Origin of the sequence: Flavobacterium quisquiliarum (assembly GCF_019308285.1) — a bacterium.
Taxonomy (GTDB): domain Bacteria; phylum Bacteroidota; class Bacteroidia; order Flavobacteriales; family Flavobacteriaceae; genus Flavobacterium; species Flavobacterium quisquiliarum.
Genome location: NZ_WWEM01000010.1, coordinates 25599 through 41630, shown reverse-complemented (window position 1 = coordinate 41630; position 16032 = coordinate 25599). Strand labels below are relative to the sequence as shown.

At 36.7% G+C, this 16032-nt stretch carries 11 protein-coding genes; all 11 read right to left on the bottom strand.

Features of this window, described 5'->3' with window-relative positions; genetic code table 11:
- Nucleotides 1-203: 203 nt before the first annotated feature.
- Nucleotides 204-797, bottom strand: coding sequence for a rhamnogalacturonan acetylesterase (locus GSY47_RS02710; RefSeq protein WP_246611243.1), 594 nt, complete (start codon nucleotides 795-797; stop codon nucleotides 204-206).
- Complete coding sequence (locus tag GSY47_RS26110) at nucleotides 791-1000, bottom strand: hypothetical protein (protein WP_246611242.1); 210 nt, start codon at nucleotides 998-1000, stop codon at nucleotides 791-793. Before GSY47_RS26110 ends, GSY47_RS02710 begins: the two co-directional genes overlap by 7 nt.
- Before the next feature lie 6 nt (nucleotides 1001-1006).
- Complete coding sequence (locus tag GSY47_RS02705; RefSeq protein WP_179006168.1) at nucleotides 1007-1999, bottom strand: alpha/beta hydrolase; 993 nt, start codon at nucleotides 1997-1999, stop codon at nucleotides 1007-1009.
- A gap of 182 nt (nucleotides 2000-2181) precedes the next feature.
- The gene (locus GSY47_RS02700) at nucleotides 2182-3183 is read right to left on the bottom strand and encodes a pectinesterase family protein (RefSeq protein ID WP_218651437.1); all 1002 of its coding nucleotides are present in this window, start codon (nucleotides 3181-3183) and stop codon (nucleotides 2182-2184) included.
- Nucleotides 3184-3368: 185 nt separating this feature from the next.
- Nucleotides 3369-5063 carry a glycoside hydrolase family 28 protein gene (locus tag GSY47_RS02695; RefSeq protein ID WP_179006166.1) on the bottom strand — a complete coding sequence of 565 codons (1695 nt, stop codon included), beginning with the start codon at nucleotides 5061-5063 and terminating at the stop codon, nucleotides 3369-3371.
- A gap of 22 nt (nucleotides 5064-5085) precedes the next feature.
- Nucleotides 5086-6288: a glycoside hydrolase family 88/105 protein gene (locus tag GSY47_RS02690; protein ID WP_218651436.1), complete on the bottom strand. Its 1203-nt coding sequence runs from the start codon at nucleotides 6286-6288 to the stop codon at nucleotides 5086-5088.
- Nucleotides 6289-6294: 6 nt separating this feature from the next.
- A complete protein-coding gene (locus GSY47_RS02685) occupies nucleotides 6295-7938 on the bottom strand; it encodes a glycoside hydrolase family 43 protein (RefSeq protein WP_179006164.1) in 1644 nt (547 codons plus the stop codon).
- A 156-nt stretch (nucleotides 7939-8094) separates the two neighbouring features.
- A complete protein-coding gene (locus GSY47_RS02680) occupies nucleotides 8095-9744 on the bottom strand; it encodes a DUF5123 domain-containing protein (protein ID WP_179006162.1) in 1650 nt (549 codons plus the stop codon).
- An 11-nt stretch (nucleotides 9745-9755) separates the two neighbouring features.
- On the bottom strand, nucleotides 9756-11648 hold the full coding sequence (locus GSY47_RS02675; protein WP_246611241.1) for a RagB/SusD family nutrient uptake outer membrane protein: 1893 nt from the start codon (nucleotides 11646-11648) through the stop codon (nucleotides 9756-9758).
- Nucleotides 11649-11672: 24 nt separating this feature from the next.
- Complete coding sequence (locus GSY47_RS02670; protein ID WP_218651435.1) at nucleotides 11673-14894, bottom strand: SusC/RagA family TonB-linked outer membrane protein; 3222 nt, start codon at nucleotides 14892-14894, stop codon at nucleotides 11673-11675.
- A 161-nt stretch (nucleotides 14895-15055) separates the two neighbouring features.
- Nucleotides 15056-15805 (bottom strand): hypothetical protein, encoded by a 750-nt coding sequence (locus tag GSY47_RS02665; RefSeq protein ID WP_179006158.1) that lies wholly within the window; start codon nucleotides 15803-15805, stop codon nucleotides 15056-15058.
- Between the last annotated feature and the right edge of the window lie 227 nt (nucleotides 15806-16032).

The following is a 16032-nucleotide window of genomic DNA, read 5'->3' as shown; positions in this document are numbered from 1 at the left end:
TTTTAGTTAGTAAATAGTTGTCAAAAGGACTTTTTATCTTCACAACCTTTTGACGGTTTTATAAAATTTTAAAATGTAAGCTGTAACTATATTTTGACGCGGATGAAACAGATTTATAAAATATTTAAAAGATCAGTGTAAATCCGTGTTTTCGTGATAACGAATCTGTTTCATCTGTGTTCCAATTTGCGCAAAGTGTGTTTTTAATTTAATTCTTTCATTCCTTCAAAAACTAATCTGGCTACTTCTACAGCGCCTTTAGTTTGAAAATGCGTATTGTCTTTCTGTCCGTTTGGATAAGCTTCATACAAGCCGGCGGGGAAATTCATAAAATAGTTTTCACTTACATAAGGCTGACCTTTCTTAGTAAAAAAATCCATTGATTTTTGGTTTAAATCAATTAGCGGTACGTTTAGTTCTTTGGCTATTTCTTTTACTGCATCAGGATATAAACCATGAACATTCTGAAGTTTTCCTTCCTTCCATGGAAAATTTCTGGCAACCGGAGTTAACAGGATTGGTTTAGCTCCTTTCGCTCTGGTCTGTTCTATAAAAAGTCTTAGAAATTCTTTATAGCCTTCTATGTTTACGTATCGTTCTGTTTTGTCTTCAGCGCCATCATTATGACCGAATTGCATTAGAACTAAATCCCCTTTTTTAAGATTTTCATAAACCGAACGCCATCTTCCTTCCTGGAAAAATGTACGTGTGCTTCTACCGCCTCTTGCCCTGTCATCTACAAAAGCGCTGTCGGTTTTAATTAGTTTATCGATTTTCTTTAGACTGTCTTTTACCAAAACTGTTGAAATACTTGTCCCCAGCCTGTAACAGGATAACGGGTTTTCATATAATCTTTTCCTTCTTCGTAATTGTTGGCATAATCAGCCACCGTCGAATCGCCAATTAAGTAAACTGTAGTCCTTGCTTTTGGTTTTATAAAAGACATAATAGCAAAGGCTAAAGTCATACAGAGAATGGAAATAATGAATCTTGATTTCATAATTGTTTATTTAAAGACTTTCGTTAAAAATGTATGGATGTATTGAATAGTTGGTTCAAACCAAGGATTGAAAAGACAGAATGAATGGGGAGAACTCTCAAACTCATGAACTTCTGAATAGATTCCGTTTTCAGTCAAAATCTTTCTGAAATCGTCTCGTCCTGCGTGCATTCTAGCAATCGAACTGTTGATGAATAATGTCGGCGGAGTTGCTTTACCTGCATAACTCAAAGGAGAAGCCGTTTCCCAAAGTTTTGGATTGTCTTTTCTGGAATATCCAAACCAATAGGTTCCTGCCGAAATGTTCTTTTCATCATTTCCTTCACTACTTTCTGGATGTACAAACGATAATGTTCCATCAATATCAACAATAGCATTGATCTGAGATTTCGAATCTGAATTGGTTGTAATTCCTTCAAACAAAGGCATATTTCCAGTTACGCCCATAAAAACAGCTAATTCTCCTCCAGCCGAAAAACCTAAAGAAACAATTCTGTTAGGATCAACATTGTATTTCGAAGCATTTTCTCTTACCCAGCGAATAGAGGCTTTTATGTCGTAAACGCCTGCAGGAAAAAGAGCTTCTGTCGAAAGTCGGTATTCTGGTGTAAAACAGACGTAGCCTAAACTGGCCAGTTTCTGCGCCATTTGATGATGCTGTTCTTTACTGCCCGAACGCCATCCGCCACCATGAATAATGATAATCGCTGTTTGTTTTTCTTTTTTATTTTTATTGAAAAAAACATCGAGTTTCATTTTACGTTTTCCGTAACTCTGATACACGATATTATTTTTCTGCTCCACAAAATCAAAATGCATTTCAGGAACCAAAGCGGTGTTTGGAAAATACTTCAATGTTTTTTTGAAAGCACTTTTATTATTGAAAGAAGTATCTCTGACTTGAGTAATTCCCTTCAAATACTGTGCATCCATCTTTTGAAACAATAAGATGAAAACCCCAATAATTACTGCTTTTAATTTTCTGTTTTGAAACTTCATATCTTTATTTTTAATCTGATGCGGATATTTTTTTTAAACACATAGAAACATAGATTCTATTATCTGGAAAGGGTACCAAAGAGAATCCTATTTCTTTCACATAGCTATGTGCATTTAAACTAGTGAAACGCCTTTTTACGTTCCTAATAACTATGTTTCTATGTGTTTAAATTTTTTAAAACTCAATTCGGTTTCCAATCTTTAAAAATCGCTTTCATTGTATAATCCTTTTTAAATTGTTCCGATGAAAGCTGATGCGACCAATTGACTCTCGCTTCTGTATTTGCTCCTTTTCCTGTGGATTGATATTCGGCATAAAAAGCGGTTTTCTCAGCTTCAGGTTTTCCCCAATTATGCCAACCCAAAGGTTTTATGTGTGAACCCATTTCACATTTTATAAATACCGTTCTGGCGTAATTTCTCCAGGGTCTTCCTAAGAAATAAGAACTATCTCCTGAATTGGTTGTAAGCTTACAGTTTAGAAATACAAATCCGTATGGGTTTGATTCTGGTGTGTTTGCGGCCGTGATATAAGAACCTCCTTTTTTAGCGAAGATTTCGCATTGATCAAATATCACTGTCGAACCTCCGAAAATAAAATCGGTTGTTCCTTCGATATAACAATTTTTATAGTATTGTCTGCTGTTGCTTTCTCTTGGATATAAAGTATCCTGAAAACCTAAGAATTTACAGTTATCAAAAATCACTCGATCTCCATCAATTCGAACTGCAACGGCTTGTCCAACTGGGCCTGATGCATTTTCAAAAGTGATATTCTGGGCTTTAAAATCATTTCCGGTAATAATAAAACTAGCCGAACCGGAAGTTCCAATTGTCCCGCCTGCTCCATTTGACTTGGAAGCATAATCATCATAAGTGAGAATTACTTTTTCTTTGCTTTCGCCAATTAGAGTAATCTTGTTTTTGTCTAATGGCAATTCTAACTTTTCTTTGTAAATACCATTTTTCACGAAGATTCTGGTTTCAGTTGTTTTCAATGAAGGAACTGAATTAAATGCTTCCTGAACGGTTTTGAAATTTCCAGTTCCATTGACATCTACGACAATATCATATTTAGATTTTACATCGTCTGTCTTTTCTTTATACTGAATTTTATTAGAATTTCCATTTAAAGAAAAATTGACAAAGAAAACTGCCGTTGCTAAAAAGTTTAAAATCATCATTTTGCTATTCTTGATTATTACTCTTTTGAAAATATTTAAAACACATAGAAACATAGATTTTGCAACCTTGAAAAAGGCGTTTCACTAGTTTAAATGCACATGGTTATATGAAAGAAATATGTTTCTCTCTTGCATTCTTTATTGCACTAAAAGTCTATGTTTCTATGTGTTTAACATTATTCCCCTTAGTTAATTTTCACTTCATTTTTAACCGCTTCCAAAACTTTTACGTCTTTATCCCAAATCATTTTCTTGCCTTCGCTGTTTAATGTGATGTCTTTCGTCGCAGTTCCGCCGACCCAGAACATTTGGTTTTCGCCTGTTGATTTAAAGCCTTCAATATTTACGTTTTGACTGTTTGAAAAACTCACCGCAATTCCGGGTTTATCCAGTCTTAAATCCAAACCTTTAAAGTCGATTTTACTGGCATAATTCATTTGAATACCAACATCTGCGCGAATAATCATATTCTCGAACTGAATATTTGCAACAGGCATTTCCGGAATTCCCATAATTTTCATAGCCTGAGAGGCTCCGTTTACATAAATGTTTTTGAAGTACATATTCTTAAATGCTGGCGTTTCTTCAGAAACTGGTTCTTTTGCCACTGCTACTTCTCCTGTCTCTTTATCCTCTGTCAGTGATTTTCCAAAATAATACAAGTTGAAATTGATGGCATCTGTTGGAATATTGTTCATTCGAATATCTTCCATCCAAATATTTTCAACAACTCCGCCACGTCCTCGAACCGATTTAAAACGAAGTCCGCAGTCTGTTCCGTTAAACGTTAGGTTTTTGGCATAAATATTTTTAACCCCTCCCGACATTTCACTTCCAATCGTAAAACCGCCGTGTGCGTGATACACAACACAATCGGTAATGACGAAGAATTCTGTTGGTTTTCCACGGTCTCTGCCTTCTTTATCTTTCCCTGATTTAATACAAATTGCATCGTCTCCAACATCAAAACGACAATTGGTTACCGATCCGATACGACAGGATTCTAAATCCAATCCATCGCCATTTTGTGAATACCACGGATTTCTAATCGTCAAATTACGCAATGTAAGATGTTCACACATTAACGGATTGACATTCCATGCAGGAGAATTTTGAAACGTAACGCCATCTAAAAGCAGTTTTTTACAATTCACAAAATTGACCATAACCGGACGAAGCGCTTCTTTATAAGGCTCCATGTTTTCTACTGTCTGTCTTTTAGGCAGTTTGTCTTTTTCTTCATTACCCAAATAAGCTCCTTTTGACGGATACCAGATTTTGCCGTCTTTAGATAAAACACCACCCGATTTTACCAGTTCATCCCATTGTCCGGCAGTCATTTTTCCAATTTTAACCGGTCTCCATTTAGCGCCATTTCCATCAAAAATTCCTTCGCCTGTAATGGCTATATTTTCTAAATCAATTCCCATAATCGGCGATTCACAGCGAATGACTTTACTGCCTTCAAAATAAGATTCAATCAGTTTGTATTGTTTTAAATCACTTGTAAAAGAAATAAAAGCACCATTTTGGGTATGCAGATTTACATTGCTTTTCATCTTGATTGGCCCTGTTGTCCATAAACCTGACGGAATAACCACAACACCACCGCCTGATTGAGAGCATTTTTCTATTGCGGTATTAATCGCATTTGTACAAAGTTGTTCTGTATTGGGAACTGCTCCAAAATCAACGATGTTTAAAGTATCTGCTTTAAAAATCGGAATCTGTATTTCGGGCATTTTAAAAGGAAGTTTTAAACCTGCGAGATTATCTTTCTTTTCGGATGCTATTTTAGTAGTTCCAACTTTTGAATTGGTACAGGAAACTGCTGTGAATAATGCCATTCCAACAAGGACAGCTGTTTTAATTTTTATCATAACTATTGTGGTTTGGGAAACATTATTTTTTGTCTAAAGTTTTTTGCAGTTCGATACCCGCCATAATAAAAGGCCCAACCGCTTTTGCATCATCCTCTCTAATGGGTTCTGAAATATAATAGTCAAATGAACCATCACGATCCTGCGGATTTTTACCTCCTAATCCAGCAACCGCACAGCATTTTGTAATTGAAATGGTTTTGTCTGAATTTTCTTTGATGAATTCTTTCAAGATTCCTTTAAAACCTTTTTGTGCTGATTTCAAAAACTTTTTGTCTACATAACCTTTGTTATAAGCTTTCGTAAATGAATAAACAAACATGGTAGAACAGGTCGATTCGAGATAATTTCCTTTTCGTCCCGGCTGATCCATAACCTGCCACCAAACGCCTGTTTTAGAATCCTGCGCTTTTAAAACAGCACCATAAACCTTTTGAAGAATTTGGATTAACGCTTTTCGTTTCGGATGATTCTCCGTCACAAAATCTAAAATATCAACCAATGCCATACAATACCAGCCTTGCGCACGTCCCCAAACGTGCGAAGAAGTTCCAGTAGTTTTATTCGCCCAAAACTGAACTTTCTTTTCATCATAACCATGAAAGTTTAAGCCTGTTCTAGGTTCATAAGTATGTTTATGAATTAATTCTGCCTGCAAAATGGCATCATCAATCGCTTTCAAATCATTAAAAACTGAACCATATTGTGCCGAAAAAGGATCTGCCATATAAACACCGTCGAGCCACATTTGCCACGGATAACTTTTTTTGTGCCAATAACCGCCGTCTGAATTTCTTGGATGACCTTCGAGCTGTTTGTGAAGCATTTCCATTGCTATTTTATAGCGCTCGTCTTTGGTTTTATTATAAATCTCAAAAAGTATTTTCCCTGAATTGATTAAATCCAAACTGTATTTATCGAGTTCATAGCCTCCGCCAATTTTTCCATCTTTATCAATAAGCTGTTCGGCATACGAAAGTCCGTAATCCCAATATTTCTGTTCTTTAGTATAATCATATAACTGCTGATTGGCAAGCGTTACCAAACCATTGGTATAATTCCATTTTGGAAATTTCACGCCATCCAGATAAACCGGATTTGGAACTCTTTTTTGATCAGAATCTGCCATTTTTTTAGCCCATTCAATTGGTGTTATTTGGGATTGACCAAACGAAACCAAATGAACCAACAAAACGAGAAAGCAGTATTTTATTTTATATATCATAATTTATTAGTTTTCTTCTATTCTAAACCAATCATAATCGGCATAACTGCTGTCGTTAATCGCTTTTGTTCCCGAAGCAAAAAGTCCAATTTTAGCACCAACCCATCTTCCTGCGCTTGGCTTAAACGATTCTCCTAACTTTTTGAAACTCTTACCATCCAGACTGTAATAAAAAGTAACTCTGGCATCAAAGGGTTCCTTGTTCTGAATCATTTCTACTTTGGCACGCAAATACACCTCTTTTTTGTTAATAGGGATTACAGCAATTTCTTTTTCGCCTTCTTTAGAAGTACGGGCATTTTTCAGGGAACGCTGAACTAAATTTAAATATCCAGTTTTATCCTGTTCAATAGCGATATAAGCGTAATCTTCTCCAAAGACAATCAAACCAGAATTGCTGATTCCTGCTTCGGGATTATTTTCAAATGTTAGTTTTGTGGTTGAAGTAAAATTTGCTCCGGGGAATTTCTGTAATAAAAGATTCGGCATCATCCACATTGTTTTTACATTATCTTCTCTCGGAACACAATTCAAACGCATAAAACCCAAATTAGCCGAAGACCATCCCCAGTGTTTTGCAGGATCCAGATTCGCCTGCCATTGCCATTGTAACCCCAATTGATGACCATTGAATTCATCTGAAGTCACTAAAGGCGTTGCAGGATAACTTTTACCTACATTCGGTTTTGTCCATTCTAAAACAGGTTCGCCGATTCCATCTTTATTCGAATCAATTCCCATAATTGGCCAATTGTCTTTCCATGTTACAGGCTGTAGATTTACCACTCGACCATAAGCCCATCTATCCTGAAAATGGATAAACCATCCGTCACCATTTGGTGTTTCTACATAACCGCCCTGATGAGGGCCGTTCATTGGAGTGTCTCCCTGATGCAATACGACTTTGAATTCATAAGGTCCCCAGACATTTTTAGAACGCATCGCTAACTGCCATCCCGGTTTTACACCTCCTGCTGGAGCCATCAGCCAATAATAACCGTCGCGTTTGTACATTTTAGAACCTTCTACCGTAGTGTGTCCCTTATGCCCGTCAAAAACCAATGCTGGATTGCTAATTAATTTTGTACCATCGAATGCCATTTCTGAGAGCATTAAAACTGTTTTTACATTCGCACGACTTCCCGCAAAAGCATAAGACAAATAGGCTTTCCCGTTTTCATCCCAAAACGGACAAGTATCGATTATTCCTTTGGCTTCTTTTACTAATACGGGTTTCTCCCAAGTTCCTGCTGGATCTTTGGTTTTAACCATATAAATGCCAAAATCAGGATCTCCCCAATAGATATAATATTCACCTTCATGATAACGAATGGAAGGCGCCCAAACGCCATCACCATGACGAACGGTACGATAATGCTCAACGGGAATTTGCTCCTGCAACGCATATCCAACTAACTCCCAATTAACCAGATCATTTGAATGAAGAATCGGAAGTCCGGGAATGCTGTTAAAACTTGAAGCGGTCATATAATATCCATCTTTACCAGCACATACATCCGGGTCAGAGTAATCTACATGTAAAATAGGATTCTTATATTTTCCATTTCCTAAATCGGCATTCCAGCCTTGCGCTCCTGCTCCTAGATATCCTAATAAGGCTAAAGACAACAGTAATTGTTTGATTTTCATTCGTATTCCTTTTTATAAATAATTCATTGATCTAAAAACATTTTTGGTATTTAGACCATCTCAGTTCTTTTCATTAATTAAATCAGTACATAGAAGTATCCCCAACCACAAGGATACTTCCTGAGTACTGAAACCACTTAACTTAATTAACAAAATTTATGGTAACCATCTTGTATCTCCTACTCTGTTGGTCACAATTGGAGAATTAGAATCTTTAATCATCAGATTTCCATTTGCCGGATCGACAAATAAATTCTGTGCACTGACTCCTAATTCTGTTCCTTGAATAGCAGAAGCTCCTAACAGATAATTTGTTGTTGTATAATTATTGCCGTATGTACTTGTTGTATTGGCTCCAATGGCCTGAATCACTTTTCCGCAGGCAGAAGCTAATAATACATTTTTAAAGATCAACGTAGATCCTACAGCAGACGGAATATTGATTAACGCTCTGTTATAAGCATAATCGTAAATCGTAATATTCTGATATTCTAAATGAATTGGATAAGCCGATGTACCGTAATCCCAAAGGTTTTTGAAGTTTCGGTTTTGATCTGTTGTCTGATAATAATCTCTCATGAAAGTACAATTGGAGAAAACCGCTTTTTTCACATTATCAGCTCCGGCAGAACCAAAGGCAAATGTTCCGTAAGGCCCAGTGTGTCCTCCAACCTGATCGAATGTGCAATAACTCATATCAAAATTTCCGATTTCTTTGTATTTACCATTCCCCTGATGTCTCCAGAAACCACGTTTGAAATAATTGAAAACACAGTTATAGAAAGTAATCTGATCAATTTTCCAAGCCGTTCCACTGTTAAAGAAATAACTTGCATCAATGGTTTGATAGAAGCGAATATTCTCAAATGCTAAAGAAGACAAATAAGAACCTTCGGCAATATTCCAGTTTCCGTTCATTTCAATCTGAGGACGTTCTCCCTGAGTTCCTCCTGTCAGTTTAAATCCTTTGGAGATGGTAAACGGCGTAATTTTAAACAACGAACCCGCTTCTAAGAAATATTCTGTTCCTTCGGGAATAGTTGGGTCATCATTATTGGTTCTCAAAATAGCATCTAAATCATCTCCTTTTGCCACAATAATAGTAGAAGCTGAAGGCCCGGCAGAACGGAAAGAAACCTGATTGTATGGTTTGTCATAACGTCTCGGTTTAATATTATCGAAAATGTTTAAGTTGTATAAAGTATTCTTTTCTAAACCGGTAACTGTTGCTTCTCCTTTAGATATTTCATCCGCAGTTAATTTTCGTCCGATAGCTGGAAGTTCTAATGACTGTGCCGGCTGTACCGAAATACTGTCTACAGGATTTTTTGAAGAAACCGCCCAAGTTACTGTAACATCTGTTTCCGTAATATTTACTCTTTCGACAGCATTTAAAATAGGATCAAAAGGCGGGCGATCTTCTGTCAGGGCGTTTGTATAAGCCCATTGCGAATTGTGTGCTCCGTTTACATGATTCGATCTTACTCTGATATAAAACTGGGTTTTATACGGAATATCATCCATTAAAATCTGCGTATCTGTCGTGGTGTACGATTTGTACAAACTTTTGTAATAATTGTCTAAATGTAATTCTACTGTATAAGACGCCGCGTCGTTTACTTTGTACCAAACCACAGCAATTGAATTACTTTTTACCAAAGGCGCTGCTAGCACAAATTTTGGCTGAAATAAATCTTCCACAGGTTTATAGCGAAATTCATCATTGTCGCAGGATTTTAGTATTTCTCCAAAAACAATTAATCCGATAAGGGATAAAATGTAAATTAGTTTTTTTGAATTTTTCATGATTGATTCAATTAAAAATTAAAACCATAATAATTTTGAATGGCTCCACGATGATCTGTAATCACTTTTGATGGATAAGGACATAAATAACGCAACGGATTATTTGGTGAAACCGATGACGAATTGTTATAATTTATAAATCCTCTAAAACTCCATTTGATCTCATTTATCGGTTCGTAACTCGCCGTATCATTATTTAAGGAATACCAGCTTATCGCGAAAGGATGTACAGTATAACCAGCAGGATTTGCCGTCAGGATTTGATTAATTCCCTGTATATCCAGAATTTTTCTGCTTGAGTTAGCAGGATCTGTAACCAATTTATAGTAGACATTCCCCGGAACCTGATCGATTCCCGGAACATACGCTCCATTCGCAACACGTCCCCAGTTGAATAATTTGTAATACTGGTTGTAAACCACTTCACTGTATTTATTCCAGCGTGCTAAATCGAATTTACGTTTGCTTTCTCCTCCAAATTCCCATTTACGTTCGTCCATAATGGCTTTAAAGAATAATTCTGGTGAAGATTGAGCGTTTACATAATTATCCACTTTAGCTCCCCAATCGGCTTGCGCGAAAGCTCTTCTTCTTACACGTCTTAGACATTCTTTGGCATCTTCGCGCGGGCCAAAACGTTCGTTTACAGCTTCGGCATACATTAACAATACATCGGCAAAACGCATCCAGGAATAATTGACTCCCGTTCCTTTTTCGCTAGTGCCCCCTAAAGGACTGGTCATGTATAATTTAGACCATTTTCCAACGGCTAAACGAGCTATCCCCAAACGCATTTCCTGATTTAAATTTAGGTCGTAACCATAAGGAGCACAAGTAACATCTCTCCTTAAATCTTTATTATCAAATGAAAAAAGATATTCACCGCATAAACTTAGATTTCCAGAAGCTGATCCATAAGGATGATTCCCGGACGCAATAGGAATTCCGGCTAAATAACCATATTCTCCGGAAGAGTTTTTCAACATGGCGATAGAGAAAATCACATCATCATTAACCGGAGTTTCCCAATTGTTTTGTTTGATCCAGAATTCTCTGAAACCTAATTTTAAATCGTGTTGTTTGCCCTGAATTACTTTGTCTAAATACTGGATTGCGATATCATAATACTGTTCATAGTTTTTTCCTCTTTCCATATGACCAATGTTCGCTGGATTATTTTCGTCCGGGCGAAGTGTCCATCCACCACGAGTAAGAGCCAGTAAACCAATCAATCCCTGATTGAAACTTCTTGAAGCACGTTCTACGCCATAATCTAATTCGCTGGCATTTTTCATCAAAGGTTCAACTGATTTTAAATCGTCAATAAGGAATTCTAAAATGGTATTTCTGTCGGTAACTCCCACAGCAAAATTCTCATCTCCTGTTGAAGATTTAGTTCTAAAAACAACATCTCCCCAGATACGAATCATATCCAGATAAACCATTGCACGAATAGTTTTTACTTCACCATACATCTGCATTACGTTAGAAGGCTGTGTTTTCGGGTCTGTTTTGTACAAATCTGAACTTTCGATTCCTTCAATAACATCATTCGCCATATTGATAATTTTATACATGGCACTCCAGGTTGAGTTTAAAGTTGTCCAATATGGTTTTGGGTCATAACAGGCAATATCTGAACCATTTCCGTTTACTGTATTTGTCGAAACACCAGCCATTTCTACATCGGTATTGGTATTAAAAACAAAAGCTATACGATTGGAATAGGCATCTTCTGCAAGCATTAGGGTATAAACTCCTGCAACAGCAGACTGTATGTCTTTTTCTGATTTAAAAACTTCTGCCTGAGTAAAACCTGATCCGGGCTGTACATCTAAGTACTCTTCACACGCTGTAAAAGTCAGTGCAAAGATTAACAGAAAACTTAATACTATATTTTTCATCATTTTGTGATTTAATTCGTTTAATTAAAATGACAGCTGTACTCCAAAAGCGTAATTACGTGTTCTTGGATAAGCGTTATAATCTATATTTGGCGTAAGACCGGTTTCTAAATTGATATCCGGATCATATCCTGAATAATTTGTCCAAACAAACAAGTTACTTCCAGTAGCATACAATCTTACTCGGCTTAAACCAATTGCTTTACTTTGCTGTTTTGGAATGGTGTAACCAATACTCAACGTATTTAATCTTAAGAAAGAACCATCTTCAACAGCATAAGACATCGCAATAGGACGACCAATACTTACCGGATTCCACATCGTAGCATTTTCGTTTTGTTTTGCTAATAATTCCGGAGAATAACGAAGATCATTCCCCATGTCGTCATAATTTCTCCAGCGTTTATCCAGTCCTACTTCCATTCCAAAATTGTTTTGGTTATTGGAGTAGAAAGAGGTCATCATAATCTTGTTGGCATTGTACACATCAAAACCATACATGAAATTGAAGAATGCTGTTAAATCGAAGTTCTTCCAAACTGCATTAACACCAAATCCACCAGAAAAATCAGGATTTGTATCTCCAATCACTTTTCTGTCTTTATCCCCAATAACATAGCTGTTTGGATCAGAAGGGTCAAGAGGAGTTAATTTTTTAAACTTAGCATTTCCTGGAACCGGATCACCTGAAAGGTTTTTCGAATTGGCAACTCCTTCTTTTAGTTTCCATACTCTGGTCACAGCATCGAAAGATTCGAAATCATCCATTGTATAGAATCCGTCATTTACGAAACCGTAAATCAAACCTTTTGTTCCGCCGACATACGCACGGTAATCATCGTCATTTAATAATTGAGTTCCTGCCCAGCCTGAACTTAAAATCCATTCCTGTTCTCCGCTTGCCAGTTTGTCAATTTTATTTTTGTTGTAACCAATGTTGAAAGTCAGATCAACCTGAAAGTCTTTTTTTCTAATTACACTTCCGTTAAGAGCCAATTCAACTCCTTTATTAGAAGTTTGTCCAACATTCGTCATCATTTTGGTAAAACCCGAAACTGAAGCAATATCAGAAGGCACCAGTAAATCTTTTACTTTATTGTAATAGAAATCAAGTGTTCCTGTTAATCTTTCTTTGAAGAAACCAAAATCAAGACCTGCGTTTGCTGTATATGTCGTTTCCCATTTTACGTTTGGATTGTTCAGATACTGACTGTTGTAAAAATTATAATAATATTGATTTTGCTCTCCCCAGCCTATAGAACGATCTCTGGAAACACCATAATATTTCGCATATAAATCGGCTTTAATTCTGTCATTTCCTGAAGCTCCATAACTCAAACGAAGTTTAAGATTAGAAACCGTCTGACTCTCTTTTAAGAAACTTTCGTTTGAAATTCTCCACGCAAAAGCTCCCGCAGGGAAAACGCCCCATCTATTATCAGGGCCGAATTTTGTAGAACCGTCGGTACGAACCGTGAATGTAAATAAGTAACGATCATCGTAACCATAATTGGCTCTTCCGAAAAAGGAAGCGATTCTGTTTGGAGATTCAGCCAATGAACCATTATCAAAAGGAGTTCCTAATGCCAAGTTATCTAAAGCTTTTGGCCCCGAAATATCATCAGGGAAATAACGGGAACGATAAAATTTAGCCTTAGATTCCTGATCTTTGATCTCTTGTCCGATCATCAACTGAAAATCGTGGCGCTCTTTTACTTTGAATCCGTAGTTTAATACGTTATTCAACTGCCAGCGTGGCGATTGTGTCATGGACCAATATACTACAGGCAAGTTGTTATTATCGGTTGCAGTACGCGTATCGGTTCCCCAGAAACGTCCGTCTTCTGCATATTTGTATTCGTAACCAAAAGAAGAACGTAATGTCAGTCCTTTTTGGATTGTCCAAGTCAAGGCTCCTTGTGTATTGAAGATTCTCGTAATACGTTTACGGTAATTTTTTTCTGCTTCTTCTAATGGGTTAAAACGAGGTTTTGTTTGATAATCTTCCGGATCAAAATAGGTGTTGTCATCCGGTAAAGTCATATAATCTTCCAAACCTCCTGTTGGCGCTTCACGTAAAGCTCTAAGCAGACTCACGCCATCTGTACCAGAACCGTCAATAGTCTGATTGGTTAAACGCGTTTGATATTCAAACAAAAGGTTATCCGTCAGCTTGGTATTCATAATCAGGTAAACATAATTCTGACGCATTCCAGTTCCTACCAAAGCTCCCGGCTGATCCTGATTTACAAACGTGAATTTGAATTTTGTTTTTTCGCTTCCTCCGTTCACATTAATATCTGTATATCTGGCAATTGGGTTGCTTCCGAAAATTTCATCTTGCCAATCGATACCTTTATTTCCTTTATAAATATATAATTCGTTAGCTTTTCCATATTGATTATAAAATCCGGTTGGATTAGAACTTCCTTTACGCGCATTCTCATACTGCAACATCACAAATTCATATGGATCCATTACATCCAAATGATTGGCAAGCGTTTTAATTTGCGTATAATTATGAATGTTTACCTGAACTTTTCCTGCTTTTGGCACTTTAGTCGTAACTATAATAACTCCGTTTGCTCCTCGCGCACCGTAAACCGCTGTTGACGCCGCGTCTTTTAAAACTTCTACCGATTCAATATCAGTTGGTGGAATATCATTTAGATTCGCAACTTCAAATCCATCGACTAAAATCAATGGTGAATTATCTTCTGTAATAGATCCTCCTCCACGAATTCTAATTTTCACCTCTGCTCCAGGCGAACCATCAACAGTAGTAACCTGAACTCCCGGAAGTCTTCCTGTCAAAGCTTCGGCTACGTTTGCTGTTGGTACTTTGGCCAGTTCCGTTCCTTTTATACTGGCAACGGCTCCTGTTAAGTTTTTACGTTTTTGAGTTCCGTAACCAATAACTACTACTTCATTCAATTCGCTGTTCGATTCTTTCATTTGAACCGTAATTCCTGAAGTACGTCCTTTTACGGCCACCGTCTCATCCGTTAAACCAATAAATTTGACAATCAAAACTGCTGTTGCCGGGTCATTAACAGCAATACTAAATTTACCGTCAAAATCGGTAACGGTATTGGTATTTTCATTTTTTACAATAATAGTTGCGCCGGGAATAAGCCCCATGTTATCCCTCACTGTACCGCTCACAGTAACACGCTTCTGAGCATAAGCACCAAATGTCAGACATAAGACTGCTAAAATGCTCCAGATATATTTTTTTATCTTCATAACTAGAATATTTCTTTAATTATTTTGAAGGCCAGAATATTGGATTTTAGAAGGAACTTTAAGAAGCTAATATGACAATACATCGTACAGCATGTTCCCGCCTTTATGAAATCCATCAAAGAGGCCAATTATATTTTGCAAGTATTTTAGAAAGCAGCATTTTAAAGTGCGTTCAAATAAAAATCAGCATTTGTGACTTTGTTGGCTTCAATCGCAAAAGTTCCTTCGATCTCTTTTGTTTTAACAACCTGCTGATTTTGATCCAAACATTCGATTTTAATTTTGACATTGTTTGCAGGATCACCCGTTTGAAACAGAATAAAATCTTCTGCATAATTAACGCCACCACTGGTTGTGGCTTTGCTTCTGGTTACGAACATATCTTCATTGACATAAGTACCATCTAAAACTTTGTAGCCGCTTCGTTTTATAGAAATGGTAGTTTTAATAGTCGTGTAACTTCTATCCGCATTTACATCCAAAGATTTTAAACGAAGTATTCCTGTTCTAGTCTTAATATTCAATGTAAGCGGTTGATCAAAAGGCGAAGCATAAGGCATCGCGTCCGAAAGATTCACATGCTGATTGGCCAATGCCGGCTGTGGTACAATAAGGTCATTCAGATTTGTTGGAGACGGAATCATCTCCGCTGGATAATCTGAGGCTACAAATTTGTATTTTCCATCATCTAAAGAAAAAGGATAAAGCGAACTGTAGTTGGCAAAATACTCTCCGTTGTCTTTGTACACAAAAAGCGGTCTTGTAGAAATTCCGACATTCAGGTTCCAAGGCACATCATTTAATTGAAAATCTAATAGTTTTACAGTAGAGCTTTCGTATTTAAAATCGTCACTTGAACAAGAACTTAATATTGAAAGCAATACTCCTGCTCCAAATATTAATTGTTTCATGATTTTCATAATAGCAAAATTTAAAGATGACTACTATTTTGCTTTTCGAACTTTCTATAACTACAGCGTATAGATTTTGGTTTTGAGAGTTGAGTTAAGAATTTGGTTTGGTTCATAATTTTGGTTTTAAGGTTAGTTAGTAAAATCATTTCCGATTATGAAGCAAAACTAGATATAGCGTATTGTAATGAGGGGTAAATTTTGCTTTTCGAAAAGGGTTAAATCGC

Excerpts from the sequence above, each read along its gene's own strand:
- GSY47_RS02665 (WP_179006158.1), bottom strand. The coding sequence starts at position 15,805 with ATGAAACAATTAATATTTGGAGCAGGAGTATTGCTTTCAATATTAAGT.
- GSY47_RS26110 (WP_246611242.1), bottom strand. The coding sequence starts at position 1,000 with ATGAAATCAAGATTCATTATTTCCATTCTCTGTATGACTTTAGCCTTT.
- GSY47_RS02670 (WP_218651435.1), bottom strand. The coding sequence starts at position 14,894 with ATGAAGATAAAAAAATATATCTGGAGCATTTTAGCAGTCTTATGTCTG.
- GSY47_RS02705 (WP_179006168.1), bottom strand. The coding sequence starts at position 1,999 with ATGAAGTTTCAAAACAGAAAATTAAAAGCAGTAATTATTGGGGTTTTC.
- GSY47_RS02680 (WP_179006162.1), bottom strand. The coding sequence starts at position 9,744 with ATGAAAAATTCAAAAAAACTAATTTACATTTTATCCCTTATCGGATTA.
- GSY47_RS02685 (WP_179006164.1), bottom strand. The coding sequence starts at position 7,938 with ATGAAAATCAAACAATTACTGTTGTCTTTAGCCTTATTAGGATATCTA.
- GSY47_RS02695 (WP_179006166.1), bottom strand. The coding sequence starts at position 5,063 with ATGATAAAAATTAAAACAGCTGTCCTTGTTGGAATGGCATTATTCACA.
- GSY47_RS02675 (WP_246611241.1), bottom strand. The coding sequence starts at position 11,648 with ATGAAAAATATAGTATTAAGTTTTCTGTTAATCTTTGCACTGACTTTT.
- GSY47_RS02700 (WP_218651437.1), bottom strand. The coding sequence starts at position 3,183 with ATGATGATTTTAAACTTTTTAGCAACGGCAGTTTTCTTTGTCAATTTT.
- GSY47_RS02690 (WP_218651436.1), bottom strand. The coding sequence starts at position 6,288 with ATGATATATAAAATAAAATACTGCTTTCTCGTTTTGTTGGTTCATTTG.